Source organism: uncultured Rossellomorea sp. (assembly GCF_947488365.1).
Classification (GTDB): domain Bacteria; phylum Bacillota; class Bacilli; order Bacillales; family Bacillaceae_B; genus Rossellomorea.
Genome location: NZ_CANKZT010000004.1, coordinates 386,862 through 412,044, shown reverse-complemented (window position 1 = coordinate 412,044; position 25,183 = coordinate 386,862). Strand labels below are relative to the sequence as shown.

Genomic DNA, 25,183 nt, shown 5'->3' with positions numbered 1-25,183 from the left:
TAATAGAGAGTAAGGAAAGGAGTAGATAAATATGGCTGAAAACGAAATGATCGCACCTGTTCAGGAAGTATTAGATAAATTACGTCCGTTCCTACTTCGCGATGGTGGAGACTGTGAACTAGTGGACGTTGAAGATGGTATTGTAAAATTACGCCTTCTAGGTGCTTGTGGAAGCTGCCCAAGTTCAACCATCACATTAAAAGCAGGAATCGAACGCGCATTAGTGGAAGAAGTTCCTGGTATCGTTGAAGTAGAGCAAGTATTCTAATAAACCATTAATGAAACAGGCTGAATCCTTCATTGGATTCAGCCTGTTTCTTTTTGACTATAGGGATGTGCTCGGTTTCTTTCCCTTTAATACGGCATGAATATTCTCTACACATAAAGACATCATCCCATAACGTGTTTCTTTAGAGGAACTGCCGATATGAGGAAGTGCGACCACTTGATGTAACTTGAGAAGAGGATGGTCTGCATCGATCGGCTCCGCTTCGAATACATCTAATCCTGCCCCTGCAATATCTCCCCTCTTTAACGCTTGTTCTAAAGCTTCTTCACTTACGATCGGGCCACGGGCTGCATTGATGAAAATCGCTGTATTTTTCATCAATAAGAATTGTTCTTCTTGAAACATACCTTTTGTGTCTTCGTTTAAGGGAGCAAGAACCACGACAAAATCCGATTGAGTGAGGAGTTTCTCCAATGTTGCATATTGAACACCAAGGTCTTGTTCCACTGCATATTTTCTGGAACGATTATGATATAGAACATTCATATTGAATCCCTTCGCTCTTCTTGCCACAGCTTCACCTATGCTTCCCATTCCGAGAATGCCAATGGTTTTGTGATGAATATCTAAGCCAGCTAATAAAAGGGGTGACCAGCTTTTCCACTTTCCTTCTTTCACATAACGGTCTGCTTCGACGATTCGTCTTGCCGTAGCCATTAATAGTGCAAAGGTTAAATCAGCCGTTGTTTCCGTTAGAACATCAGGCGTATTGCATATGGTTATGCCTAATTCTTTTGCCGCTTCAAGGTCTATATTGTCATGGCCGACAGCCAGATTTGCCACGACTCTTACTTGTGGAGATCTCTGTAACAGCTCCCGATCTATCTTGTCCGATAACATCGTAAGTAAAGCAGAGGCGCTCTCTGCTTTATGGAGAAGAACGTCTCTTGGTACCGAAACATCTTCATGCTCCCACATGTCAACTTCAAATTCTTTCTGCAAGGGTGCAATGATTGATTCCGGCAACTTTCTTGTAATATAGATGGATGGCTTCATATGTAGTCCCTACCTTCACTCTTTTTCTACAGTTTAGCATAAAAGTGAAGGCCGTTCCGATTGGGAGGGTCGTCGATGTTACAGCCATGTAACAAGGGGAATTCCCCATTTTTTAACGGGGACTTCAGACATATGATAAAAGTCAGACAGGAATGCTTCATATTGGTGGGAGTTTTTCAGATAGCGCTCCAGCTTATCTTCAACTACCTTCTTCTTCTGTTCTGATTGTGAAATATAATACTCCTCTATGCACTCGAAATAGTGAAGGGGAAACAAGAGACGTGAATACAGCAGTCTCCAAGAGAATGGTGAGAGTGGGGTAATGGATTCATACTCTCTGATGAATTCCTGGAGCTCAGGATGAAACGTTTGGCTTCTCATGAAATAGCGTTCTCTCACCCACTCTGCTATGTCCCGGCTGCAGTGATCGAACACCCATTGGAATGGAAAATGAATGCACACTTCCGTCCCCCATGTGGATTGAAGAAAACGCTCATGGCAAACCGTCCCCGCATCCTCTGGCTTCGGATCCTCATCAAGCTCCGTGTCAACCAGGTACTGGATGGCGTTTTCTGCCAAAGCACTGTAATAAGGGTAGCTCTCAACAAAGCGGCGTTCAAACTCGTCAGCCGGCTGGTCCTGAATAACCTGATAATAAGCCTTCTCTAACTGAGCAAGCCTCTTTTCCCACAGACTTTTCCACTGTCCCATACGATTTATTTTCTCTACTTTTTCTTCAAAGGTCCGTCCCCTGAAATGGAATTTGCTTAACTTTCTGCCCATCTTTTTATCAGAGGGAGATTGGATGCTTTCATTTCGCAGCACCACATAATCTTTATCCTTTTCTACCACAAGGAATCTTCCTTCGTTGCTCTGGACGAAGGTTGAAACATGCCGATCTCCCTGACTTTTTAGGTGTTCTGCCAATTTGTAGAGTTCCACTAAGGTTTCTTGTTCCATATTCGATACGCCCACAATACTATATACTAATCCCCCGACCATATATCGATCCATCATTCCATCAAAAAATGCCCGCTCTGGATGCAATCCAAAATGATTGATTAATATTTCTTGAGACATATTGATCTCTCCTATCTAAAGTAACCATCTTTTTTCACAGGGTGATCCGTGTCAAACAAGTCCTTTTTCATAATGTCAATTCCTTTCAAAATCACTTCATTACCACTCACGCACTTTATATGAAAACAACCTTTATAGACAATTATGAATATCTAAAACTGGAGATGGGCAAGAATGAGAATAGAAGCTATTATTATGTCTATTTTTCAAATGGGAATCATATGTGTAAAACAAGGCTTCGTCTAATCGAAATAGGGGTTTTATAATCTTTCAAAGAAAAGGTGAATAGGATGAAGGATAAAGAATCAATGGATTTATTAGAGAAAACGGCACGTAAATGGCTGCATGAAAGAGGAGTAGAGATTGAAGATATTGCTCAATTGGTCATGTACCTTCAACAAAAGTACCATCCTGATCTTGAACTAAAGGAATGTGTCTATAACGTTGAACGTGTGTTAACGAAGCGGGAAGTGCAAAATGCGATACTAACGGGTATTCAACTTGATATATTAGCTGAGAAAAAAATGCTGGAAGAACCGCTTCAGGCGATAATTGAAGTAGATGAAGGTTTATATGGTGTGGATGAAATTCTAGCCTTTTCAATTGTTAATGTATATGGATCGATTGGATTTACAAACTACGGCTATATCGATAAACAAAAGCCGGGAATCCTGGAGAGGTTGAATGATAAATCATCTGGTATGTGTCATACCTTCTTGGACGATATTGTAGGTGCAATTGCAGCAGCTGCATCAAGTAGACTGGCACACCGGGCTAAATGCGCAGAATAAGCCTAGACGGAATAAAATACGTATCCAAATCAGACGACAGGCGTCGTCTGATTTTTTTAGTGAAAGAAGAAGTGTCCTAAAAACTGACAAAATAAATCATACTGTATCCCCTAAAAATCACATAAAACATAAATAGTTCCTTTTCACTAACTTTATTATTGCACATCAATGAATAGTTTTATATAATTACAATTATAGTTGTAATTACCATAAATATAGTTGTGTCAAGGACTTCTAAACGAATACACAGCAAATAAAGGCCATCACTTAAACGGGATTAGACGGGTTCACACATACATACAAAAAATAAACAAGATGAAATCACGTCCAACTCCTAAGTGACCTAGCCCTTATCGCTGCATACAAGGAAGCAAAACAGTTAAAACTCAGTAATGATTTTATCATTCTGATCGAACAAGAAATTAAAAAGAGAAAATTAGTTCATTAAAGAATCGTTTGATTGTAGATGTCTTCGTGTTCTTCACAAGTCGGCATGATGTCTTCCCACTGAACGTCAAGAGCACATACAATGGCATTCAACTTGTTCAGGGACGGGTTTGCCTCTCCCTTTTCAATCAACGAAATATAATTAACCGTCAATCCACATTTGTGACTTAATTCTTGTATGGTGATTTCTTTTGCTCTTCTGTGGTACCTTATTTTCTTTCCGACAAGTCCTGTAACTGTAATACTCATTACCTCACTACCCTTTTAAAAATTCTTTAGAAATGACGTGGAATGTTTCGAAAATCAATTATGAAACAGTGACTTTCATTCTTAAAGTTGTTTGCATTCGTAAAGAATAGTTAGAAATTGAAAAGGTATCAATGCTAATAGTCCCCTACTACCTTTGATGTTTACCCTAGATTAATACCTTTACACTTAATTTCGTAATATTTTTTTAAAATATTCTTATTGTTTTTCAGATCCTGTCTTCCTAGTCCTTCTGAGTACTCAAATATGTGTAATGGAAAAGTTAGTTAGAGGAAAAACCATATAATACTTTAGGAGTATAATTCTCGTTCCTGCTATTATTTTACTTGCTACAGTATCTATAGAGGCATAGATATTAGCAAAAAGGACCAATTACGTAGGTCCTTAAGTATAAATAGTATTTTGATTACTTCTTTTAACACTAGTTCTATTTTACTTATACGAACGAGGGTTGTCTATTATGAATGTGTTACTAATTTAAGACATTTTTCTATTTTTGTATTCAGAAGGGCTTATAAGGTGGAGACTGTAAAAACAGCCTCCACTTTTTTATTATTATATATCCCATTCGTCTAATGTATCAATTGTGTAGGTCGGCTGAATATCCTTCGAACTTAAAGCCTCTTTGGTTGTGACTCCAGTGTGAACAAGCAGCGTATCGAGTCCGGCATTGATTCCAGCCAAAATATCGGTATCATAGTTATCCCCAACCATTAACGTGTCTTCCTTCGGGACCCCTAATACAGATAGGGCTTGCTCCATAATGATCGATTCGGGCTTTCCGATAAAGGTCGGTTCTGTTTGTGTGGAGACGGTGATAACTGACGTCAGGGAACCATTCCCAGGAAGCAATCCTCTTTCAGTCGGAATGGCGATATCTCCATTGGTTGAAATAAAAGTAGCACCATTTCTAACACCCAGGCAAGCGAGAGACAATTTTTCGTAATTAATGTCACGATCTATCCCCACTACTACGAAATCCGGTTTCTCATCCCTAAGAGTAATCCCGCTATCTTCCAGTGCCGAACGAATTCCTTCTTCCCCGATGACATATGCGGTTCCATTTGGTTTTTTCTTTGCTATATACTGAGCTGTCGCCATTGATGTTGTGAATATCTGTTCCTTCGTGGCAGGAATGGCAAAGGACTGCAACTTTTCTGCAACCTGCTCAGGTCTTCTTGAAGAATTGTTTGTTACAAACAGATAGGGTAATCCCTTCTCCTGAAGACGTTTAACGAATACTCCCGCTTCCTCGATCTTTTCTTTCCCTTTATACATCGTGCCATCTAAATCGATTAAGTATCCTTTATATTCTTTCATTGTTTACCTCCATATGATTGTTTTAGTATGCCCAAACACCTTAAAGTCTGTTCTATTTACGATAAAATGTAGCTTTAAATAAAACAAAACGCTTCCTGGTCAGAAAGCGCTGTCATATCTCATTAATTTTTAAATGCGGATACAGGTCCCAGTTCATTTTCAAGGTAGCTGCGAACCTGTTGAGGAAACTTCTCTAACGAGTAGAATACCTCGTTTAAAACCTTATGTAATTGATCATGGTTGACGGCTGTATACTCCTGAACAAGTATCTTACGATTGCCTACAAGGAGCTTGAGGTCTCTACTCATCTTGTCATCGATCACCTTTTCATCCAAAAGGATGTCAATGATGTCTTCATAGCTTCCAGGGTCTCTCATAATGAACCCATCGATCATGCTGTTCCCTACATCAAGTACGGATTCAATGATCGTATGAGCCATTCGCTCCAGGGCTAGTTTTTCTACTATGGAGTTCCATTGATCATTGGAACGAACGATGATTAACTGCTCACTCATATAAAGCAATGTCACTTCAATCTTTTCTCTATCTACGAAATACATGGTGCCACCTCTTCCTGAACGATATAATATCATCACACTTTATTCTAACATAATTTCACCATCACCATACAGGTACATCCTGCAAAACTCACTTCAGTTTGTTATGATGAAATAAGCAGAAAAAGAGGAGGACATCGTCATGAGTGAACGATTTTATTTATACGATGATACAGAAAATACAAAAACACGATTTGTGAGCTTTATGGGGGAAAATCAGCGGTACGACTTAGCTATTACCCAGACAGATCGATATTATGGTAAATCTTTGGTACTAGACCTTCAAGGCAGTCGATTTGCGATCGTTGGCAGAGATGATCTTGATGAACCCGGATATGTAGAAAGTGTATTCAAGTTAACTCTGGAAGAAGCCGATGAATTGAGGGACTTCTTAGGGGAAATCATTTTGTAAAATGTGCACTGAAGAATGAAGTCCACCCCACTCTCACATACTACAAGTATGAAAGGTGGGAGATAAAATGAGTAAAGAACCTAGAGACAAAGAAGAAGAAGTATATAGTGACTTCTCTAATGTTGAAACGTATCGCAATTTTATCGTTCCAGAAACACTTCCTGAAGGACCTTACGGATCTCCGCGGGGAAAGCATACTCCAGTCGAGAACAAAAGCACTCCATGGGAAGAAGGACAACGGTATTACAGTGCCTTCAACTATGAAAACAAATCACTTCATCAGGATATTCCACGTCAGGAGCCTGGGTCTCATCCTGTTCATGCAGACCCCGATGTGAATGAAGAACCTCCATATACTGAAAATAAGTAAAAATACAAAAGGAACAAACCAGACGGTTTGTTCCTTTCACCATTATTTATTGACTTTCTTCAAAAGAAAATAAGCGCAGCCAAAATTACAATATTCGTACAAGTAATCCTTATGTGTACTTACCTTTGTATCAAATGACGCTTTTTGATTGTGGTCATCGAAAAATCCCTTTAAACGAAGCTGGCCATATCCCCAATCCCCAAGGATATAGTCGTATTTGCTTAAGATATCGCTATATCTTTCCTTAAATGCTTCCTCGTTGAATCCGTCTCTAAATTCCTCAACGATTTCGTAGCATGTATTCTGCACACAAATCATTTCGTCCACCCACTTTCATTTCCTTATCTTAAATTATAACGGATTGTCCATTAATTACTATGAAAAATTGTCATAAGAGATGGTCACCCTATCAAATAGGGGGTGTTTAAGTTGAATAAATTCATTCTGGGTACAACTGTTTTAAGTATTGCGCTAATCGGAACTGCCTGTGATGGAATCGACACGGCCAATGAGGAAATGTTTCACGACAATGGAAACACCATAAACGTGAATGACCGGGAAGACCTGTACAACGAAAATAGCTGGACCAAAAAAGGAGCCCACCGCGGTGAGGACTTCGGTTATGTTCGCCAACAGAAAAGTCCTACAGGTGGTCAAACCATTTCCACCAAGGATATGTACAGCATCAATCGTGAACAAGTAGCCGACACGATCAGCAAAATGAGTGTGGCTCTTCCTGACGTGAAAGATTGTTCCACTCTTGTCACAGACGAAGAAGTATTGATTTCATATGTGACCGACAAAAAGGATAAAGATGGTCGCTTTGAAGTAGCCGATCAGGTAAAGAAAACAGCCATGTCTGTTATTCCCCGCTGGTACCACGTCTATGTGACTGATGACAAGAGCCTGATGCGGAATGTAGAGAACCTTGCCAAGATGGATAGTGATAGCCGTAACGCCAACACAGCTATCGATGATACCATTAACCTAATGCTGCAGGATTCTCCTCAGGGAAGAAATGTAGACGCAGGTGAAAATCCAAATGGTGAAATGACATCTGAGAAATACGAAATGCAGGACGACGACGTCCATAAAATTAACAAAGATCGCCAAAAACGAAAAGACAACACAGACAACATGGTCGATTAAAAGTAAGATTGGAGGAGGCTGACCAGAGGCGAAGCATTATGGCGTAAATGCTTAAATGCATCCCTTGTCATCCTCTACTTAGCTACAAAAAGGACTGACTGTCAGAGATTTTCTCCTTCAGGTCAGTCCTTTTATATATAAATGATTATGCCTTTTGAACTTCTTGCTCTCCGGCTGCTTGTCTTGCTTTGGCAGCTGCGTTAACTTGCTCATCTGCATGGTATGAAGAACGAACAAGTGGACCTGCTTCACAGTGACTGAAGCCTTTTTGCATCGCTGCTTCACGTAGTTCAGCAAACTCATCCGGGTGATAATATTTCTGTACTTTCAAGTGTTTCTTAGATGGCTGCAGGTATTGACCTAATGTCACAATATCAACATGGTTTGCACGAAGGTCATCCATTGTTTCAAGGATTTCTTCCTTTGTTTCCCCAAGACCGACCATGATACTTGATTTTGTTGGGATATCCGGGTTTAATTCTTTAGCACGACGCAAAAATTCCAATGTGCGGTCATATGTAGCACGGGCACGAACTCTTGGAGTCAAGCGACGAACGGTTTCGACATTGTAATTCATAATGTCTGGTTTTGCATCCATCAGTGTTTTGATGTTATCGAATACTCCACCCATATCAGAAGGTAATACTTCAATTGAAGTGAATGGACTTTTCCGACGAATTGCACGAACTGTTTCAGCAAAGACTTGTGATCCACCATCTTTCAGGTCATCACGGGCAACAGCTGTGATAACTACATGCTTCAGATTCATTAATTGAACAGAATCTGCAACGCGTTCTGGTTCTTTCAGATCTAATTCAGTTGGAAGGCCTGTTTTTACTGCGCAGAATCGGCATGCTCTTGTACAAATATCTCCAAGAATCATGAATGTAGCTGTTCTTCTAGTTCCCCAACATTCATGAATATTAGGACAACGAGCCTCTTCACATACCGTGTGAAGATTGTTTTCACGCATCATTTTCTTCAAGCCCATATAATTATCGTTCGTATTCAGCTTAATTTTAAGCCAATCCGGTTTCCGAATATGTTCATCTTTCTTGCTCATACCCCTCATCTCCAATCCTAAATAATTCTGACTTAGGCAAAGAGTGAAACGCTTTCTAGATCGTTCATCTTATGTAAAAAAAGCCATCATCAATATACTTCTTTTGTCACTTTATCATACTAAAAAAGCGAAAACAAGCATGTGATACCCTATTACCATTTATTGATGATTATGAATCCCGGTGAACGATACAAACTAGAAGTAGGCCCCTAAAAATGGAGGGATTATTTTGTACAAACGATTGGTCTTTACCTTTGTGGCTTTTTGCATGTTCATTAGTCCTTGTCAAACCTTTGCAGCAGAAAAGCTGACAGATGAACAGATCCACACAAAGAGAATGGAGTTATTCCAGAAAAGCGAGGCACTTACTCAAATTCCCTGGTACTATCTCGCTGCCATTGATCAGTACGAGAGGAGTCTTCGGTTTGCCCGTAAAGATCGGGAAAAGCCCTCTTCTCTTATATCGATTTATATGGAGCCAGAAAAGTGGGTCGGCCCTCTAAACCCTAATCCGGATGATGACAATCCCGAAACAATCGCTCTATTCAATGGAGTGGGCCGGGATGGAGACTTCGACGGTAAAGCGAGCCTGAAGAGTGATGAAGATATATTGGCAGCTTTGACAGAGGTAATATTGCGGTACGGAATTGACCGGGATAATTTCAAACTTGCTCTGTGGGACTATTACAAACGTGATAAAACGGTCAGTATCATCATGGGAAATGCAAAAATTTATAAGCAATACGGTACAATCCATTTAAACCAGAAAGCCTTTCCCCTTCCCCTCAGGTTCAACTACAGTTATCGAAACACTTGGGGTGATGCCCGTGGTTGGGGAGGAAGACGAATTCACGAAGGGACGGACCTCTTTGCTGATTATGGTGTACCTGTAAGAGCGACATCGTATGGAATCATTGAGATGAAAGGATGGAACCGATATGGAGGCTGGCGGATCGGGATACGTGACATTAATAATACGTATCATTACTTTGCTCACCTTAGTGGTTTCTCTAAAGATCTTCACGTAGGACAAGTGGTTGAACCCGGTATGGTCATAGGCGGTGTTGGGAGCTCGGGATATGGACCTCCTGGAACATCGGGAAAATTCCCTCCCCATTTGCACTATGGGATGTATAAGGATAACGGCTTGACGGAGTGGTCCTTTGATCCATACCCTCACTTACGAATGTGGGAACGACAAGACAGAATCAAAAGCAAAAAACGTTAAAAAAGCAGACAATGGTTATCCCATCGTCTGCTTCATCTTTTTATACCTGTTTTTTGGATTTGGATTTGGAAACAGCGTTCATGATACTAGCTGCTAATCCACCCCAGATGATGACCATTCCTACAACCATCATTGCAATAGCGCTACCAGTCATATTAGCTTACCTCCTTATAGCTCTCAGCTTCTGTTTTTGCATGCCAGCGTTTAAAGGAGAAAGCAACACCGGCGAGGATCGCGAATCCTGCAACAAACCAACCACTGTAAAGAATGAAGGCATCCGAGTAACCACCGTAGTTTCCAGTTTCAGTTTCAAATTCTTTTAGTAGGTTCATTTTGAATAAACCGAACATCATCCATCCAAGGACGATTGGTGTGATGACACCTAAGCATATCTTCCACCATGCACCAAGCTGGATATCAGAGATTCCATTGGCGTGGGATTGAAATGCACCTAACTTGCGTAAGAACCAGGCAATTACTACAACTTCAACTAATCCGGCGAATGCTACACCAAACTGATTGATAAAGTAGTCTGCCGCATCCAGGAACAGTAATCCACCTTGAGTCGCAAATAAGATAGAGATGATCGCAGAAAGTCCTCCACCGAATAGGACGGCTTTTGTACGGGAAACCCCGAACTTCTCAGAAACACCTGCTACATACGTCTCTGTAATCGAGATAAGTGATGACAGCCCTGCTAATACCAGGGAAGCGAAGAACAAGAATCCGAATAATCCGTTAAGGGCCGGGAATTCATTAATGATTTGCGGGAATACCACAAACGCCAATCCAACTCCCCCGCTTACTACTTCCTGAACACCTACACCTTGAGATTGAGCCATGAAACCTAAAGCAGCAAATACTCCAATACCTGCTAATAATTCAAAGCCCGAGTTACTGAATCCTGTGATGAACGCGTTATTTGTAATATCCGATTTCTTCGGAAGATAACTCGAATACGTAATCATGATTGCAAAAGCGATTGATAAACTGAAGAAAATCTGTCCGTATGCTGCTACCCATACACTTGGATCAGCAATTTTGCTGAAATCCGGTTTGAAGAAAGCGTCCAGACCATCCAATGCTCCAGGTAATGTTAAAGCGCGAACAACAATGATTAAGAATAAAATAACTAGTGCCGGAATAAAGATCTTATTCGCTACTTCGATTCCTTTCTTTACACCTTTGAAAAGAATTCCTAATGTAATCACCCAGACCAAGACAAGTGGAATGAATACTCCAGGAACGATACTGCCCGTTTGACCAGGATCAACCGTAAGCTTTAAATAGTCATTGAATAAGAATGACTCTGTATCCTTGCCCCAACCTAGATTGAAAGAAAATACACTGTAGGACATCGCCCACGCGATAATGACGGCATAATAGGTAGAAATAACAAATGCAATTAACACCTGCCACCAGCCAAGCCACTCTGATTTCCTATTAAGACGGAAATAAGATAGCGGTGCTGAGCCACGGTACTTATGACCTAATGTAAATTCAAGTACTAATAATGGAATTCCCGCTGTTAGAAGAGCGAATAAATAAGGAATAAAGAATGCTCCTCCACCATTTTCATACGCTACTGCCGGAAAACGCCAAATGTTTCCCAAACCGATTGCTGACCCGACGGCAGCTAGAATAAATCCTGCTCGTGTTCCAAACTGGGCACGATTCTCCATATTGGTCCCCCCTAGTTCTTTTCAACTACCATATTAAGGTATTTGAAATTTTTATATTTTCAGATTATTTATAATCTAAAGTCAGTATAGCTAGTTCCAGGACAATTGTCAAAGCTATTTTTAAGCCTACAGAGAGATTTTTTCAAATTGGGACAGGTACTATTTCACTATATGAATTTTGTCGAAACATGAAGGATTAATGATTGGAAAGGTCGAGGGGGATTTCTTGATACCACCATGGGTTTTAATAAATACCCTGACATCAAGTGAAAATTGCATAAAAAAACCAGGAGCCAATGAGCTCCTGGTTCTTCATTTCATTATTGTTCTGATACAGCCGGTTTTGCTTTTTCACCAAACAGAAAAGCGAATGCCAGGATTAAAATAATCACAACTCCTAAACCAAGTAACGTGCTACCAGTGAATCCCAGTACAAGGTATCCAATTGAAGCAGCAACCGCTCCGATCAATGCATATGGAAGCTGTGTGAGAACGTGATCGATATGATTGCTTCCTGCTCCAGTTGAGGAAAGGATCGTCGTATCTGAGATTGGAGAACAGTGATCTCCCAATACGGATCCAGCTAAAACGGCTGCCATAGCAGGCAATAAGATACTTACATCTGTCGCTGCTGCAATTTCCCCGGCGATCGGCAGTAAGATACCAAACGATCCCCAGGATGTCCCTGTGGAGAACGCCATGATTCCGGCAACTAAGAACAAGATGACCGGAAGTGCCTGCATCGGTAAGCTGGATTGTTCAACCAGACCCGCAAGATACGTACCTGTTTGCAATTGATCGATCAATGTTACGATCGTCCATGCGAAGATAAGAATGTAAACGGCTGGCAGCATGGATTTGATTCCTTCCACTACTGCTACTCCAACGGCTTTGCCTTCAATTCCTTTCAAGCTGACTTGACGAAGGAAGAAGATCAGCGCAACAAGGAGACCGAATAATCCACCATATAATAAAGATTTCGTTACATCTGTATTTTCAAATATCGGCAGGATGTCAAATGATCCGACGGCTTGATACCCTGTCCAGAGCATCATTCCGATTGTACCGATGACCAGAGCCACGATTGGCCAGACAAGATCTCCTACTGATCCTTTCGAGCTTACAGGCAGATCATTTTTCAATTCGCCTGGAATCTCTTTTTCAGGGTCATAAAGGGCTCCTGTTTCAAGGGCTCTTACTTCATGCTCTTTCATTTTTCCGAAGTCCAAGCCTTTAGCAGCAACCATGATCACAAGAAGGACAGCTGCCCAGACGTAAAGGTTCATTGGAATCATTTGAACGAATGCTGAAAATGCTGTGTATTCAGTGATGCTGTGTGCAGCAAGAATCGAACCGATAATCCCGATAATGTACGCTCCCCAGCTTGAGATTGGTGAAACGACACAAATCGGTGCCGATGTGGAGTCAATGATATAGGCTAGTTTTGCCCGTGAAATTTTGTGGCGATCCGTAATGGGTCTCGAAACCTGTCCAACAGCAAGGGCGTTAAAATAGTCATCAATAAAAATTATGATACCTAAAACGGCTGCAAGAAGCTGTGCCCCTTTTCTCGTTTTCACACGTTTCATCGCCCATTCACCAAATGCGCGGCTACCGCCGGAAATGTTCACAAACGCCGTGATCACACCAAGAATAAGTAAGAAGAAAATAATATAGACATTCCAGGTGTTGAGTGCTCCATCTGCGACAAAGATGCCTTTAAAGGCGTCCCACATAAAGCTGAATGTATTTGTAATTGAGAAATCTGCTAACAGAAAGGCAGACGCAACGATTCCTACTCCGAGTGAAAGTAGAACCCGTCTCGTAAGTATAACCATAAGAATGGCTAAAAGGGGTGGTAATAGTGAGTAAATCGTGTTTTCCATAGTGTCCTCCTCCTATTTGATAGGGGGGAACCATCGTAGCATGACAGAGGATAATAAAAAAAGGCAACGATAGAGAAACTATCATTACCTTAGTAAGTAATTTAAGTGCTCCATCACGATCTGTAGCTCCCCATTATAGAGATTCCCCTATAATGACAGTGTTATCCTTCTTCAAGATAACCCCAGCAAATACACCTTCGACATGCATATTTACTTCGGCAAAAGTTCCCTTTCATCTGTTCTCCCAGTTGTCATCCTCAAACAGCATACTCTTGAACCCTGCGCCTCTACCCCATCGGACTGATGATGTGGTGTGTTATTAAATTTTCTTTATTAATATAACAAACTATCATTCTTTTGACAACTTTTTTTCCTGACTAATTTGTGGGAATTTCAATGGATGGGCTGGATTCACCTCCACCATTGTTATAAAACTGTGGTACATCCAGGTGAACGGTACCCATGGCAACCAGGATATCCTGCTTGATGGTTTCCGTTTTCGTTGCAAATGGAATGATGATCTGGACATTGACTTCAAGCTCGACAAACACTTTTACAACAGCATTATTGATCCCAAATTGCTCTACTGTCGTTTTAATATCGGAACGGACATCCCCGATCGAATGAAAGCGAATGGGCACTTTTGGACCCAGATTACCGAGTAACACGTTGTTGGTCGCCTGACCAAGAGGCACCGAGTAAGTGATGCCCTTCGCTGCTTTAGATTTCCCTTCATCGATTTCCACTTCGGTAATAAATTCCAGGTTTTCTAAATTTCCTTCCTCTGCTTCCTGCAGGTTTTGCTGTACTAAGTTTGTGATTTCTGCCTGAACCCGGTTGATTGTCTGAGTATTGTATTTAAATGAGACAATATCGCCTTCTGTATTCTTCACTTCTTCCGTTATATCCGAAATATCAAGAACATCGGCAATTTTTTTGTTAATTGCTTTATTGATAACTAACGTACCGATCCTGCTGGTCTGGGTCTCAGCATAAGCAAGAAGTGTCGGTTTTAAACCTTTATTAATGATCCACAACCCGAATCCAGTAGATATCATAAAGAATAGAATCGTAATGATCATCACATATCGAAAAGGTAGCGGCCCTCCTCTTCGGGGTTTGTATGTTTTAAACTTTGACAAAAAAATCCCCCCTTACAAGCTATTTGTATGCACAGTAAGAGGGGTTTAACGCAAAAAAATTATTTAATTTTTAGAGATTGGGGTTCATAATCCGGGTCAAACCCGGTAATCACCTTATCTAATTCCGTGCTTAAATCAATGGGATAAGGGGTTTGTAATTCCTGTCCGTCTTCTTCGATGATCCGAATCACCGGTCGATCCGTTACCCCTTTATTTTGATCTGTCACTATTCCTTTTCGGCCATCATTCAGCTCCACAACCATCCCATTTGGATAGATGGCAACAGAAGACCTGAAGGCTTCGATTACATTTGTATCAAACAGGGTGCCGCTGCCTGCATATAATACCTCCAACGCTTGATGTGGAAGCATGGCTTTCCGATACACACGATTAGACGTCATGGCGTCAAATACATCCGCCACTGCAATGATTTTTGCAAACGGATGAATATCCTCGCCTTTGATTCCCCGTGGATAACCGGATCCATCAAGCCTCTCATGATGCTGATAAGCGCAATGAGCAATGATCAAAGACACAGAATGAAGCTGTCTCAGAATCTCAAAGCCGTGTTCAGAATGCTTCTTAATTTCAGAGAACTCGCCTTCTGTCAGCTTACCTGGCTTCAATAGAATCTCCTCTGGTACCAGCATCTTACCGATATCATGCAAAATCGCTCCCACCCCTAACTGCTCGAGCTGTTTAGCAGAGAGCTTAAGTTCAAGACCAATTGAGAGCGTATACAATGTAACATTAAATGAATGATGAAAAATATAGGAATCATATGTGAAAACATCTGTCAAAATGGTTAGGAGATCATGATTTGCCTTTACTTCAGACAAGACTACATCAATCACCTGCTTCAATTGCTTAGCACTATCTTCAATCATGAGCGCACTTGGCGCCGTTTTCGATGCGCTTAATTGATTAAAGGCCATTTCAATATTGTTTACAGCTTGCTGTCTCACTTTATTCGAAACGGTCCCATTTACATGGATTCCGCTCGAAAGCGAGTCTTCAATATAGACATACTGAATACTAAGCTCCTGCAATCTATAAATCATGCGTTCTGTTATCGGAACGTTATCATGAATTAAAGCTTGACCTCTCATATTATATACGGTTGTAGCTAGAACCATGCCCGGTTTCAAAGCCCTAGTTGATATAAGCCTCATAGAATTCTCCTATGTAATTCTTTCATTTTTCGACAAAATTTCCTAGTATCTCCATTATAAAGGATAAAAACGTTCTTGCAAGGTGTATTTCCTTGTATATTGTTAATTATTCATGAAAGAATATTGATGGTGTCCTCCGACACCAAAACAAAAACCAGCGCCCTCAAAAGAGCAACTGGTCCTTCTTGACACTTATATCATTTTTAACAATGCATCCCGGCCGATCATGCCCGGTGTGATGCCGCGATTTTCTGCTTCGATGGTGATGGATTCAAGAGGGGCATCAAGTAGCTGATCGATTGTTTTTACACCGACGGCTCTTCCTGCAATGATTCCTCTGTCTTTTAACTTCTCATTTAGTAACGCTACGTCCAGTGCTCCACACATTATATATCCTATATCACTCGTCACAACGAGGAGATTGGTTTTGGGCAGTTCAACAGAAATCGCTAAAAAGGTATGTCCCTGAATGGTAATCGGAAATACATTCATCATGTTTCATCGCTCCTTTCACTCATATGTATGACGCGGAAAAGGAAACGGTGAAACATTTACTGCTTTAATTTCCATTCAAGAACATCTCGTAAAAACTCAGGCATAAAGTATTTTTTTTCTAGTCTTTGAAGGTCAGGAAAGAAGTGTCCAAACGTGAACATATCAGGTAAGGCAAGCTTGTACACTTTCTGAGAATCGATCGGCTTGTTATCGATTAAGATTTCATGGTCTCCGAATTGAACATTCGTGTATACAAATCGTCCCATCACTTTGCCTCTGAACCCTAACCCTTTCACTTGAAGATGCGGCCATTCCTCATTAAATGTTTGTTTAATGATTTCCTTAAGCTCCGCCCCCTTCACCTTAATCAGGCAGGGATTGATCGGATGAGGCAGGATGCGATGCAAATCCTGTTTCGTCACCGATCCCTCACTCAGTCCATCGATGAGCAAGCCTGAATTAAGAAAGGCACAATCAGCCCGGCACCATTCAGCAAGGGCATCACATAAAACGTTCGGAAGCGGGGATGGATTGAACCAATCCACGGATAAGGATTTCGTAAGAGATGATACTTCTTTTCTTAACAAATCCTCTCCTGCCTGATACCACTCCAGGCTTTCCTGTTCTTCCTTTTCGACAGAGGGAAGCTCGTGCTGTTCATAGAGCTGTGCTTTTTTCCCTATGATGGTTTTATTGGTTATATCAACCTCAATCATCATATGCCCAACATAATGACCAAACTTTCCTGCTGCGCCAAGCATCGTTCCCTTAATTTCTTTTCCTTGATGAAGTACATGATGGGTATGAGCTCCGAGGATAACGTCAATCTCAGGAAATTGTTCTGCAATCACCTCGTCATCCCTTATCCCTAAATGTGAAAGAAGGATTATCATATCCACCTGTGGATGAAGCTCTTGAACCAACTTCTGCAGTTCATCCATTGGAGATGTAATATTCCAGCCGAGAGCTTCGTAAAATGGTTTGAAATAGGCTGTCAATCCAATGACCCCTATCTTCATTCCACTATCCGTTCGAAAAATATGATAAGGCTTTAACCAGCTTGGATGTTGTCCAGACTGATCTAATAGATTGCCTACAATCACGTGAAAATCGGCATGATCATAAAGGCTGTTTAAATCTACATAGTCCAGTGTAATACCTTCATTGTTCCCGATCGTTACAGCATCAAAGCCGACTTCATTTAGAAATTCGATGTTTCCTTTTCCTAAAGTCGCTTCACTTAATGGATGCCAGCGGTCCACATGATCTCCGATATCAAATAGATAAACAGGATCCCCTTCATCAAGATGCCATTGTTTTCTCATTTTCAAAAAATCCCGAATCCTTGACCAATGTTCAAAATGACTGTGAAGGTCGTTTGTATGATAAATATGAATGGTTTCTCTCACTATTTGCTCACTCCTATTGGAGGTATGTTATCCTGTAATGCCTTGGTAAATCAATCGAATTCCAATTAAAATTAAAATAATGCGTAAAATACTCACTAATACTTTCGATTCAAGTTTCGTATTTAAATAGGCCCCGGACTTAGCTCCAATCCAGGCCCCAGGAATAAGGGCAAGAGCATACAACCACTTTACATTGCCTAACATGATATGTGTACCTGAGCCAACCAACGCAGATAGAAAAATCATGAACATGGATGTGGCAACGGCTACATGGGGAGGAAAAAGAAATACTAAGATCATGGCAGGTACCATTAATGATCCGCCACCAATGCCAAATAAACCTGACGTAAATCCAACTACAAAAGCAATAGCCCCTCCTAATAAAGGAGGATACCCATAACGAAAGGTCTTTCCAGCGGGATCCGTAAACTTCCGTTGAAAGGAAGCATCCTTGAATTTCTCAATAGGCTTTAACTTGTTTCGGACCATGAGAATAATGGCGATCAGTATCATGAAAATGCCGAAGTATAAATTAAAGCTTTCCATGTTCAATCCCTTGTTTACCCACGCTCCCAGTATTGAACCCGGCCCACTGCCTGCAAAGAAGATCAAACCGCTTTTATAATCTACGGTCTTGTGCTTTAGATAGGCCAGGGTGGATGATAACCCTGTAAAAATCATAATGACCAATGATGTTCCTACTGCTGTCTGAGGGTTCATTTCTTCTATCAAGCTTGTATATGTACCGAAATAAATGAGGGCAGGAACAATGATGACGCCTCCGCCCAATCCGACGAGGGATCCTATTGCTCCTGCTAAAAGTCCGATTGATAGAAGAACAATCCATTCCATCTGTCTTTCATCTCCTGTCAGCTAAAATAAATCCAGTTGCTTTGGTGCAAGTCCTCCATATTCAATGCCTAATAATTCAATGAGCTCTTTCGCGTTATCAGCGGCATCTCCACCGGAATTATTATTGAAAAGAATATAAAGATCGTTAGAGGTTTTGTGCAGCTGATAAATATGCGGAATCCACTCCTCTAATTCAGCACGATTATAGCGATATAAATAACGAACCTCCCGCCAATCTCCTCCATTCGGTTTATTCCAGCCATACAGATTCCTGCCGTGAAACCGAATAAGAGTCGCATCTTTATGAGTGGCTTCCAAGACCCGCGGTACAGATCCTTCTCCTGCCTGAGGTTCATCGCAAATGCTATGGATCCACCCTTCCTTTTTCATAAACGTTAACGTCTTATCCCGAAACTGTGGTCTGAACCAGCTTTGATGACGGAACTCAAGCGACAGGGGGAACCCTTTTAATTGTTCCCGGCAGTACCGGATATAGTCAACATGTTCCTTATTACAATCGTACCAAGGGGGAAATTGAAGCAGTACCATCGCTAACTTACCTGAATCTACGTATGGAGCAAGGGATTCTTTAAAGGCCCTAAACATCTCTTCCTTTGTTTCGAAAGGGATTTCTCCCCGCTGATGTCCCGTCATACCCTGATACGCTTTTACTATAAACTTAAAGTCCCGGGGTGTTTCCCTTACCCATTTTTCAGCATTTCGAATAGGCTGGACAGCGTAGAACGTTGTATCCACCTCGACGATGGGGAAATGAGCACCGTATTCTTTTAGTTTGTCTCTAGGGGAAACATTTTCATAAAGGGTATCATGATCTCCCCAGCCTGTTACACCTATGTATATCATCTTCATTCACCTGCTTTATTATGAACATGTCCATTTTATCATAAGGGGAATGGAAATTCTTATGTTTGAATGGATTGAGGAAGAATCGTAGTGATTATTGGAACCAGAAAAAACTCCCCTGATGAGACATCAAGGGAGTTTGGTTTAAAAGATTATCCGATTGAACCTTCCATTTCGAACTTGATCAGGCGGTTCATTTCGACTGCGTATTCCATTGGAAGTTCTTTCGTGAATGGCTCGATGAAGCCCATTACGATCATCTCTGTTGCTTCTTCCTCTGAAATACCGCGGCTCATAAGATAGAATAATTGTTCTTCAGACACTTTTGATACCTTCGCTTCGTGTTCTAACGAGATGTTATCGTTAAGAATTTCGTTGTAAGGGATCGTATCGGAAGTTGATTGGTTATCCATGATCAGCGTATCACACTCAATATTTGAACGTGCGCCTTCCGCTTTACGGCCAAAGTGTACAATTCCACGGTACGTTACTTTACCACCATGCTTGGAGATGGATTTAGAAACGATTGTAGAAGAAGTATTTGGTGCCAAGTGAATCATTTTCGCTCCGGCATCCTGATGCTGGCCTTTACCTGCCAATGCGATGGATAGTGTCATACCTCGAGCGCCTTCACCTTTAAGGATAACCGCCGGGTATTTCATCGTTAATTTAGAACCGATGTTTCCATCCACCCATTCCATCGTTGCGTTCGCTTCACATACAGCACGCTTGGTAACCAGGTTGAACACGTTGTTCGCCCAGTTTTGAATCGTCGTATATCGGCAGTACGCATCTTTCTTGATGATGATTTCAACGACTGCAGAGTGAAGTGAATTCGTTGTGTAAACAGGTGCTGTACAACCCTCAACATAGTGAACACTTGCGCCTTCATCCACGATGATCAGTGTACGCTCGAATTGACCCATGTTCTCTGAGTTAATGCGGAAATAGGCTTGAAGTGGTGTATCCACCTTGATTCCTTTAGGAACATAGATAAAAGATCCACCGGACCATACCGCTGAGTTAAGGGCAGCGAACTTGTTATCCGTTGGAGGAATAACCTTTGCCCAGTGCTCGCGGAAAAGTTCTTCATTCTCTTTAAGAGCAGAATCTGTATCTTTAAAAACGATCCCCATGTCTTCAAGATCTGATTGCATGTTGTGGTATACAACTTCTGACTCATATTGAGCAGAAACCCCTGCAAGATACTTTTGCTCTGCTTCCGGAATACCTAATTTATCAAACGTCTGCTTGATTTCTTCAGGTACTTCATCCCAGCTGCGCTCCGACTTTTCAGAAGGCTTCACATAGTAAGTGATCTCATCAAAGTTCAGTTCCTGCATGTCACCGCCCCATTGAGGCATAGACATATTATAAAAATGCTCAAGTGACTTCAAACGGAAATCAAGCATCCATTGAGGTTCTTCTTTCATGCGGGAGATTTCTTCTACGATTTCACGCGTCAAACCACGTTTGGAACGAAAAATTGAGACGTCTTTGTCGCTGAATCCATATTTATAATCTCCAATCTCAGGCGCTTTCTTAGCCATGTTGATTCCTCCATTCTTTGGTAGTGCCGAAGGAGAGCATTATTCCTGCTCTTCCTCTGACACTCCTTTTTCCATCGCTTTCCATGCCAATGTCGCACATTTGATACGGGCAGGAAATTTCGCGACTCCTTGTAATGCTTCAATATCTCCTAAATCCACATCGTCGTCATAGTCATTGCCTTGCATCATATCAGAGAAGATCTTGGAAAGCTTCAATGCTTTCTCAATCTCTTTCCCTTTAACCGCTTGTGTCATCATTGAAGCAGAAGCCATGGAGATCGAACAACCTTCTCCATCGAACTTCGCATCCTGAACGATACCATCTTCCACCTTTAAAGTCAGGTGTATGCGATCTCCACAAGTAGGGTTATTCATATCGATGGTAAAGCTTCCATCTTCTAAAGAACCTTTATTTCGTGGATTCTTATAATGATCCATGATGACTTGTCGATATAACTGATCTAAATTATTAAAAGACATCGCTGAAAAACTCCTTTGTCTTCAATAGGCCTGCAACAAGTTTATCAATATCTTCTTCCGTATTATAGAGGTAGAAGCTGGCACGTGCTGTTGCGGATACGTTCAACCACTTCATCAGAGGTTGTGCACAGTGATGACCCGCGCGAACGGCAATCCCTTCAGCATCAAGTACGGTTGCCACATCATGCGGATGAACATCATCAATGTTAAACGTAACAAGACCTGCGCGTTTTCCGGGATCACTTGGTCCGAAAATTTTCATGCCTTCAACTTCATTCATTTTCTCCAATGCATAAGCCGCAAGCTTATGTTCATGTTCTTCAATGTTATGAAGTCCTACTTCTTCAAGGAAATCAATCGCAGCTCCAAGTCCAATGGCACCTGCAATGATCGGTGTACCACCTTCAAACTTCCACGGAAGCTCTTTCCAGGTGGATTCTTGAAGTCCGACAAAGTCAATCATTTCTCCACCAAATTCGACCGGTTCCATTTTGTTCAGGTGTTTTTTCTTACCATAAAGCACTCCGATTCCTGTGGGACCTACCATTTTATGACCTGAAAAGGCAAAGAAATCACAGTCCAAGTCTTGTACGTCGATCTTCATATGTGGAGCGGCCTGTGCTCCGTCAACGACCATGACTGCACCATTTTCATGAGCAATCTTGGTGATTTCCTTAATTGGGTTCATCGTACCAAGCACGTTTGAAACCATCATGATCGAAACAATTTTCGTTTGAGATGAGACGGTCGCTCTGACATCTTCAATCGCTATCGTTCCATCTTCTTGAAGAGGTACATATTTTAAAGTCGCTCCGGTTTCTTTGGCTAACTGCTGCCAAGGAATGATATTACTGTGATGCTCCATGTGAGTAATCACAATTTCGTCACCCTCGGTAAGGTTGGCGCGACCGTAGCTTGCTGCAACTGTATTGATTGCTGTTGTCGTCCCACGGGTAAAAATTACTTCTTGAGTCGAGGAAGCGTTAATGAAATTACGGACCTTTTCGCGGGCACCTTCATATCCATCTGTCGCTCTCGTCCCAAGAGTGTGAACACCCCTGTGAACATTAGAGTTATATCCACGATAATAATCATTCATCGCTTCGATAACTGAAACTGGCTTTTGTGATGTTGCGGCACTGTCAAGATAAACAAGTGGATGGCCATTTACTTCCTGGTCGAGAATCGGAAATTGTTTACGAATCTCTTTTACATCCATTAGTTTACTTTCCTTTCGATAACCTCAACAAGTTGTTTCTTAACTCCTTCAATCGGTAATTGTTTCACCACTGGAGCCAAGAAACCATGAATAACCAGACGTTCCGCTTCATGCTGCGGGATACCACGACTCATCAGGTAGTATAGTTGCAATGGATCCACTCGACCCACAGACGCAGCATGACCTGCCGTTACGTCATCTTCATCGATAAGAAGAATCGGGTTTGCATCTCCACGTGCTTTTTCGCTAAGCATCAAGACGCGAGACTCTTGCTCTGCATTCGACTTAGACGCACCGTGTTCAATTTTACCGATACCATTAAAGATGGAAGATGCTTCGTCTTTCATTACTCCATGCTTAAGGATGTATCCTTCAGAGTTTTTACCGAAGTGAACAACCTTTGTCGTGAAGTTTTGTTTCTGTTTTCCGCGTCCAACAACAACCGTTTTTGTATCTCCGTATGAGCCATCGCCCATTAGGTTTGTTACGTTTTCAGAAACGGTGTCTCCATCGTTCATCAATCCAAGAGCCCACTCGATGCGTGCATCTCTTTGTGCAACTCCACGACGGTTAACGTAAGTCGTTAATCCGCTTGCTAGATTATCCACCGCACCGTACGCCACTTTCGAATTATTATTTGCCACAACTTCCGTTACGATGTTGTATACGCCATCTTCTACATCTGTAGTAGAAATATAGTTTTCAACATACGTGACAGAGCTATTGTCTTCAGCAACAACCAATACGTGGTTAAACATCGCCACTTCAGCATTGTCATGGACGTATACCGCTTGAATCGGTTGGGTTAATTCTACGTTTTTCGGAATGTAAAGGAATGCCCCTCCATTCATTAACGCTGCATGAAGTGCTGTTAGCTTATGCTCATCCGTTTTAACGCCTTCAGTCATGAAGTACTTTTGAACAAGTTCACTATGATCCTTCACTGCTGTAAAAATATCCGTGAAAATAACACCGTTATCCTTTAATTCGTTCGAAAGAGAAAGAAAAGCAGGTGTATTATTACGTTGAATATATAAACTTTGGTCTGTGCTTTCCAAATCAACTAATGCTTTAGCTTCATCCGGCAGCTCACTCAATGATGAAAACGCATCACTTTCCACAGTATGCTTCTGGAATTGAGTAAAATTCCAATTCGTGATTTTTGTTTTATCAGCAACTGGAAGGCTTAGATCCTTTACTTTATCAAAGGCATCTGTACGAAGGGTTGTTAACCATTCTGGCTCTCCAAGTTGTTTTGAGTAGGAGCTGACATAGTCCTGATCTACTGGTAGTTTCGTTTCTACAGTCATTTTCATCCCCCTAACACTTACGCTTCTTGGCCAACAGTTTCGTCTTTGATTCCTAACTCTTCTTTAATCCAGTCATATCCTTCAGCTTCCAGGCGTTGTGCTAATTCCTCTCCGCCAGATTTCACAATGCGTCCTTGCATCATGACGTGAACATGATCAGGAGTGATGTAGTTAAGAAGACGCTGATAGTGAGTGATGATTAAGCAACCAAAATCTTCACCGCGCATTTTATTGATTCCCTTTGATACAACTTTAAGGGCATCGATATCAAGACCAGAGTCAATCTCGTCCAGGATGGCGATCTTAGGTTGTAACATCATTAATTGAAGGATTTCATTACGCTTCTTCTCTCCGCCAGAGAACCCTTCGTTTAAGTAACGCTGTGCCATATCTGGATCCATTTCCAGGTATTCCATTTCAGAATCCATTTTGCGGATGAATTTCATTAGAGAAATTTCTTCGCCCTCTTCGCGACGGCTGTTGATTGCTGAACGTAAGAAGTCCGCATTCGTAACACCGTTGATTTCACTAGGATACTGCATTGCAAGGAATAGACCTACGCGAGCACGCTCATCAACTTCCATTTCAAGCACATCTTCACCGTCGAAGTGAATGCTTCCTTTTGTCACTTCATACTTTGGATGACCCATGATAGCAGAAGATAAAGTAGATTTACCTGTACCATTTGGTCCCATTACTGCGTGGATTTCTCCACCTTTAATTTCAAGGTTAACCCCTTTCAGGATTTCCTTTCCTTCAATCTCAACATGAAGATCTTTAATTGTTAAAGTAGAACCTGCCATGTGTATTTACCTCCGTGACTTTATAATGAATTTAAGAATTAAATTCTTTAATCATTCTCAATTTATTCTCATTACAATCTTATAACAAATAAAAGCTATTATCAACTTTTTCAACTATACAGATAGTGTAAACTTGACAAGATAATCCTTTTCTATTGTTAACTTAAAATACAGGAAAAATGTAGGGGTTTCTTATACAGTTTCCTGTCATGGTGAACATATCGATACTGATATGATTTGAAACCTATGAAACCGTCCGCTTTGTTCTTCCGTTATTAGACTTGGCGTTGTATTCATAACAATAAAAAAACCAGTGCATCGTCTACACTGGTTTCCTTTTTTCTTCCTTA

Annotated in this window: 27 protein-coding genes, 1 pseudogene and 1 riboswitch; of the genes and pseudogenes, 7 read left to right on the top strand and 21 right to left on the bottom strand. The window is 41.3% G+C overall.

Going from position 1 to position 25,183, the window contains the following annotated elements; all coding sequences use genetic code 11:
* The first annotated feature begins 31 nt into the window (after positions 1-31).
* Positions 32-268 (top strand): NifU family protein, encoded by a 237-nt coding sequence (locus tag Q1B03_RS16510; RefSeq protein WP_034763763.1) that lies wholly within the window; start codon positions 32-34, stop codon positions 266-268.
* A 57-nt stretch (positions 269-325) separates the two neighbouring features.
* On the opposite strand, the gene Q1B03_RS16505 is transcribed toward Q1B03_RS16510, so the two are convergent.
* Both Q1B03_RS16505 and yutH read right to left on the bottom strand, forming a co-directional pair.
* Positions 326-1,285 carry a D-glycerate dehydrogenase gene (locus Q1B03_RS16505; protein WP_299743734.1) on the bottom strand — a complete coding sequence of 320 codons (960 nt, stop codon included), beginning with the start codon at positions 1,283-1,285 and terminating at the stop codon, positions 326-328.
* 78 nt (positions 1,286-1,363) lie between these two features.
* Positions 1,364-2,365, bottom strand: coding sequence for a spore coat putative kinase YutH (gene yutH, locus Q1B03_RS16500; RefSeq protein ID WP_299743731.1), 1,002 nt, complete (start codon positions 2,363-2,365; stop codon positions 1,364-1,366).
* Positions 2,366-2,655: 290 nt separating this feature from the next.
* On the opposite strand from yutH, the gene Q1B03_RS16495 reads away from it, so the two are divergent.
* Positions 2,656-3,156 (top strand): phosphatidylglycerophosphatase A, encoded by a 501-nt coding sequence (locus Q1B03_RS16495; RefSeq protein WP_113968983.1) that lies wholly within the window; start codon positions 2,656-2,658, stop codon positions 3,154-3,156.
* 346 nt (positions 3,157-3,502) lie between these two features.
* Positions 3,503-3,604, top strand: a pseudogene (gene sda, locus Q1B03_RS16490) (sporulation histidine kinase inhibitor Sda); the annotation flags it as partial.
* Here the strand turns inward: sda and Q1B03_RS16485 are convergent.
* The 3 genes from Q1B03_RS16485 to Q1B03_RS16475 form a co-directional block, all read right to left on the bottom strand.
* Entirely contained in the window at positions 3,601-3,852 is a 252-nt protein-coding gene (locus Q1B03_RS16485; protein ID WP_299743724.1) for a helix-turn-helix domain-containing protein, read from the bottom strand. The pseudogene sda and the gene Q1B03_RS16485 sit on opposite strands and share 4 nt — an antisense overlap.
* Positions 3,853-4,425: 573 nt before the next feature.
* Positions 4,426-5,190, bottom strand: a complete 765-nt coding sequence (locus tag Q1B03_RS16480; RefSeq protein WP_299743721.1) for a TIGR01457 family HAD-type hydrolase — start codon at positions 5,188-5,190, stop codon at positions 4,426-4,428.
* Between the two features lie 122 nt (positions 5,191-5,312).
* Positions 5,313-5,750, bottom strand: a complete 438-nt coding sequence (locus tag Q1B03_RS16475; RefSeq protein WP_299743719.1) for a DUF86 domain-containing protein — start codon at positions 5,748-5,750, stop codon at positions 5,313-5,315.
* A 139-nt stretch (positions 5,751-5,889) separates the two neighbouring features.
* Here Q1B03_RS16475 and Q1B03_RS16470 point away from each other — a divergent pair, with 139 nt between their 5' ends.
* Complete coding sequence (locus Q1B03_RS16470) at positions 5,890-6,159, top strand: DUF3055 domain-containing protein (protein ID WP_299743716.1); 270 nt, start codon at positions 5,890-5,892, stop codon at positions 6,157-6,159.
* Positions 6,160-6,226: 67 nt separating this feature from the next.
* Positions 6,227-6,529 (top strand): hypothetical protein, encoded by a 303-nt coding sequence (locus tag Q1B03_RS16465; protein WP_044338153.1) that lies wholly within the window; start codon positions 6,227-6,229, stop codon positions 6,527-6,529.
* Between the two features lie 42 nt (positions 6,530-6,571).
* On the opposite strand, the gene Q1B03_RS16460 is transcribed toward Q1B03_RS16465, so the two are convergent.
* The gene (locus tag Q1B03_RS16460) at positions 6,572-6,847 is read right to left on the bottom strand and encodes a YutD family protein (protein WP_299744023.1); all 276 of its coding nucleotides are present in this window, start codon (positions 6,845-6,847) and stop codon (positions 6,572-6,574) included.
* Positions 6,848-6,949: 102 nt separating this feature from the next.
* Here Q1B03_RS16460 and Q1B03_RS16455 point away from each other — a divergent pair, with 102 nt between their 5' ends.
* On the top strand, positions 6,950-7,678 hold the full coding sequence (locus Q1B03_RS16455) for a YhcN/YlaJ family sporulation lipoprotein (protein WP_299743705.1): 729 nt from the start codon (positions 6,950-6,952) through the stop codon (positions 7,676-7,678).
* A gap of 145 nt (positions 7,679-7,823) precedes the next feature.
* On the opposite strand, the gene lipA is transcribed toward Q1B03_RS16455, so the two are convergent.
* A complete protein-coding gene (lipA, locus tag Q1B03_RS16450) occupies positions 7,824-8,741 on the bottom strand; it encodes a lipoyl synthase (protein ID WP_299743703.1) in 918 nt (305 codons plus the stop codon).
* Between the two features lie 268 nt (positions 8,742-9,009).
* Between lipA and Q1B03_RS16445 the strand changes: the two genes are divergently transcribed.
* Complete coding sequence (locus tag Q1B03_RS16445) at positions 9,010-9,969, top strand: M23 family metallopeptidase (protein WP_299744020.1); 960 nt, start codon at positions 9,010-9,012, stop codon at positions 9,967-9,969.
* Positions 9,970-10,009: 40 nt separating this feature from the next.
* Here Q1B03_RS16445 and Q1B03_RS16440 read toward each other — a convergent pair whose 3' ends face one another.
* From Q1B03_RS16440 to sufC, 14 genes are all read right to left on the bottom strand, one after another.
* Positions 10,010-10,123 carry a methionine/alanine import family NSS transporter small subunit gene (locus tag Q1B03_RS16440; RefSeq protein WP_299743700.1) on the bottom strand — a complete coding sequence of 38 codons (114 nt, stop codon included), beginning with the start codon at positions 10,121-10,123 and terminating at the stop codon, positions 10,010-10,012.
* Between the two features lies 1 nt (position 10,124).
* Positions 10,125-11,651 (bottom strand): sodium-dependent transporter, encoded by a 1,527-nt coding sequence (locus Q1B03_RS16435; RefSeq protein WP_299743697.1) that lies wholly within the window; start codon positions 11,649-11,651, stop codon positions 10,125-10,127.
* A gap of 320 nt (positions 11,652-11,971) precedes the next feature.
* Complete coding sequence (locus tag Q1B03_RS16430; RefSeq protein ID WP_299743694.1) at positions 11,972-13,537, bottom strand: Na+/H+ antiporter NhaC family protein; 1,566 nt, start codon at positions 13,535-13,537, stop codon at positions 11,972-11,974.
* A 115-nt stretch (positions 13,538-13,652) separates the two neighbouring features.
* A riboswitch (Lysine riboswitch) is annotated at positions 13,653-13,835 on the bottom strand.
* Positions 13,836-13,914: 79 nt separating this feature from the next.
* The gene (gene yunB / locus Q1B03_RS16425) at positions 13,915-14,679 is read right to left on the bottom strand and encodes a sporulation protein YunB (RefSeq protein WP_148970790.1); all 765 of its coding nucleotides are present in this window, start codon (positions 14,677-14,679) and stop codon (positions 13,915-13,917) included.
* A gap of 59 nt (positions 14,680-14,738) precedes the next feature.
* Positions 14,739-15,851: an HD-GYP domain-containing protein gene (locus Q1B03_RS16420; protein ID WP_299743689.1), complete on the bottom strand. Its 1,113-nt coding sequence runs from the start codon at positions 15,849-15,851 to the stop codon at positions 14,739-14,741.
* Between the two features lie 192 nt (positions 15,852-16,043).
* Positions 16,044-16,346 carry a YunC family protein gene (locus tag Q1B03_RS16415; RefSeq protein ID WP_299743686.1) on the bottom strand — a complete coding sequence of 101 codons (303 nt, stop codon included), beginning with the start codon at positions 16,344-16,346 and terminating at the stop codon, positions 16,044-16,046.
* 56 nt (positions 16,347-16,402) lie between these two features.
* Positions 16,403-17,755, bottom strand: coding sequence for a bifunctional UDP-sugar hydrolase/5'-nucleotidase (locus tag Q1B03_RS16410; RefSeq protein ID WP_299743683.1), 1,353 nt, complete (start codon positions 17,753-17,755; stop codon positions 16,403-16,405).
* A gap of 27 nt (positions 17,756-17,782) precedes the next feature.
* A complete protein-coding gene (locus Q1B03_RS16405; RefSeq protein ID WP_299743680.1) occupies positions 17,783-18,607 on the bottom strand; it encodes a sulfite exporter TauE/SafE family protein in 825 nt (274 codons plus the stop codon).
* Between the two features lie 21 nt (positions 18,608-18,628).
* Positions 18,629-19,471: a DUF72 domain-containing protein gene (locus Q1B03_RS16400; protein ID WP_299743677.1), complete on the bottom strand. Its 843-nt coding sequence runs from the start codon at positions 19,469-19,471 to the stop codon at positions 18,629-18,631.
* A 152-nt stretch (positions 19,472-19,623) separates the two neighbouring features.
* Positions 19,624-21,021, bottom strand: a complete 1,398-nt coding sequence (sufB, locus tag Q1B03_RS16395; RefSeq protein WP_148970815.1) for a Fe-S cluster assembly protein SufB — start codon at positions 21,019-21,021, stop codon at positions 19,624-19,626.
* A gap of 39 nt (positions 21,022-21,060) precedes the next feature.
* Entirely contained in the window at positions 21,061-21,501 is a 441-nt protein-coding gene (gene sufU / locus Q1B03_RS16390) for a Fe-S cluster assembly sulfur transfer protein SufU (RefSeq protein ID WP_044338168.1), read from the bottom strand.
* Positions 21,491-22,720 carry a cysteine desulfurase gene (locus Q1B03_RS16385; RefSeq protein WP_299743667.1) on the bottom strand — a complete coding sequence of 410 codons (1,230 nt, stop codon included), beginning with the start codon at positions 22,718-22,720 and terminating at the stop codon, positions 21,491-21,493. The genes sufU and Q1B03_RS16385 overlap by 11 nt, the downstream gene beginning before the upstream one ends.
* Positions 22,720-24,030, bottom strand: coding sequence for a Fe-S cluster assembly protein SufD (sufD, locus tag Q1B03_RS16380; protein ID WP_299743664.1), 1,311 nt, complete (start codon positions 24,028-24,030; stop codon positions 22,720-22,722). Before sufD ends, Q1B03_RS16385 begins: the two co-directional genes overlap by 1 nt.
* 17 nt (positions 24,031-24,047) lie before the next feature.
* Positions 24,048-24,833 (bottom strand): Fe-S cluster assembly ATPase SufC, encoded by a 786-nt coding sequence (sufC, locus tag Q1B03_RS16375; RefSeq protein ID WP_044338171.1) that lies wholly within the window; start codon positions 24,831-24,833, stop codon positions 24,048-24,050.
* Positions 24,834-25,183: the final 350 nt, after the last annotated feature.

Bases quoted from the DNA above. Each gene is read 5' to 3' on its own strand.
- yutH (WP_299743731.1), bottom strand. From the start codon at position 2,365: ATGTCTCAAGAAATATTAATCAATCATTTTGGATTGCATCCAGAGCGG.
- Q1B03_RS16445 (WP_299744020.1), top strand. From the start codon at position 9,010: ATGTTCATTAGTCCTTGTCAAACCTTTGCAGCAGAAAAGCTGACAGAT.
- Q1B03_RS16435 (WP_299743697.1), bottom strand. From the start codon at position 11,651: ATGGAGAATCGTGCCCAGTTTGGAACACGAGCAGGATTTATTCTAGCT.
- Q1B03_RS16510 (WP_034763763.1), top strand. From the start codon at position 32: ATGGCTGAAAACGAAATGATCGCACCTGTTCAGGAAGTATTAGATAAA.
- Q1B03_RS16460 (WP_299744023.1), bottom strand. From the start codon at position 6,847: ATGATTTGTGTGCAGAATACATGCTACGAAATCGTTGAGGAATTTAGA.
- Q1B03_RS16470 (WP_299743716.1), top strand. From the start codon at position 5,890: ATGAGTGAACGATTTTATTTATACGATGATACAGAAAATACAAAAACA.
- Q1B03_RS16385 (WP_299743667.1), bottom strand. From the start codon at position 22,720: ATGGATGTAAAAGAGATTCGTAAACAATTTCCGATTCTCGACCAGGAA.
- Q1B03_RS16420 (WP_299743689.1), bottom strand. From the start codon at position 15,851: ATGAGGCTTATATCAACTAGGGCTTTGAAACCGGGCATGGTTCTAGCT.
- Q1B03_RS16495 (WP_113968983.1), top strand. From the start codon at position 2,656: ATGAAGGATAAAGAATCAATGGATTTATTAGAGAAAACGGCACGTAAA.
- Q1B03_RS16485 (WP_299743724.1), bottom strand. From the start codon at position 3,852: ATGAGTATTACAGTTACAGGACTTGTCGGAAAGAAAATAAGGTACCAC.
- Q1B03_RS16505 (WP_299743734.1), bottom strand. From the start codon at position 1,285: ATGAAGCCATCCATCTATATTACAAGAAAGTTGCCGGAATCAATCATT.
- Q1B03_RS16430 (WP_299743694.1), bottom strand. From the start codon at position 13,537: ATGGAAAACACGATTTACTCACTATTACCACCCCTTTTAGCCATTCTT.
- Q1B03_RS16400 (WP_299743677.1), bottom strand. From the start codon at position 19,471: ATGATATACATAGGTGTAACAGGCTGGGGAGATCATGATACCCTTTAT.
- sufU (WP_044338168.1), bottom strand. From the start codon at position 21,501: ATGTCTTTTAATAATTTAGATCAGTTATATCGACAAGTCATCATGGAT.
- sufD (WP_299743664.1), bottom strand. From the start codon at position 24,030: ATGACTGTAGAAACGAAACTACCAGTAGATCAGGACTATGTCAGCTCC.
- Q1B03_RS16465 (WP_044338153.1), top strand. From the start codon at position 6,227: ATGAGTAAAGAACCTAGAGACAAAGAAGAAGAAGTATATAGTGACTTC.
- Q1B03_RS16440 (WP_299743700.1), bottom strand. From the start codon at position 10,123: ATGACTGGTAGCGCTATTGCAATGATGGTTGTAGGAATGGTCATCATC.
- Q1B03_RS16405 (WP_299743680.1), bottom strand. From the start codon at position 18,607: ATGGAATGGATTGTTCTTCTATCAATCGGACTTTTAGCAGGAGCAATA.
- lipA (WP_299743703.1), bottom strand. From the start codon at position 8,741: ATGAGCAAGAAAGATGAACATATTCGGAAACCGGATTGGCTTAAAATT.
- Q1B03_RS16480 (WP_299743721.1), bottom strand. From the start codon at position 5,190: ATGAAAGAATATAAAGGATACTTAATCGATTTAGATGGCACGATGTAT.
- sufC (WP_044338171.1), bottom strand. From the start codon at position 24,833: ATGGCAGGTTCTACTTTAACAATTAAAGATCTTCATGTTGAGATTGAA.
- sufB (WP_148970815.1), bottom strand. From the start codon at position 21,021: ATGGCTAAGAAAGCGCCTGAGATTGGAGATTATAAATATGGATTCAGC.
- Q1B03_RS16415 (WP_299743686.1), bottom strand. From the start codon at position 16,346: ATGATGAATGTATTTCCGATTACCATTCAGGGACATACCTTTTTAGCG.
- Q1B03_RS16475 (WP_299743719.1), bottom strand. From the start codon at position 5,750: ATGTATTTCGTAGATAGAGAAAAGATTGAAGTGACATTGCTTTATATG.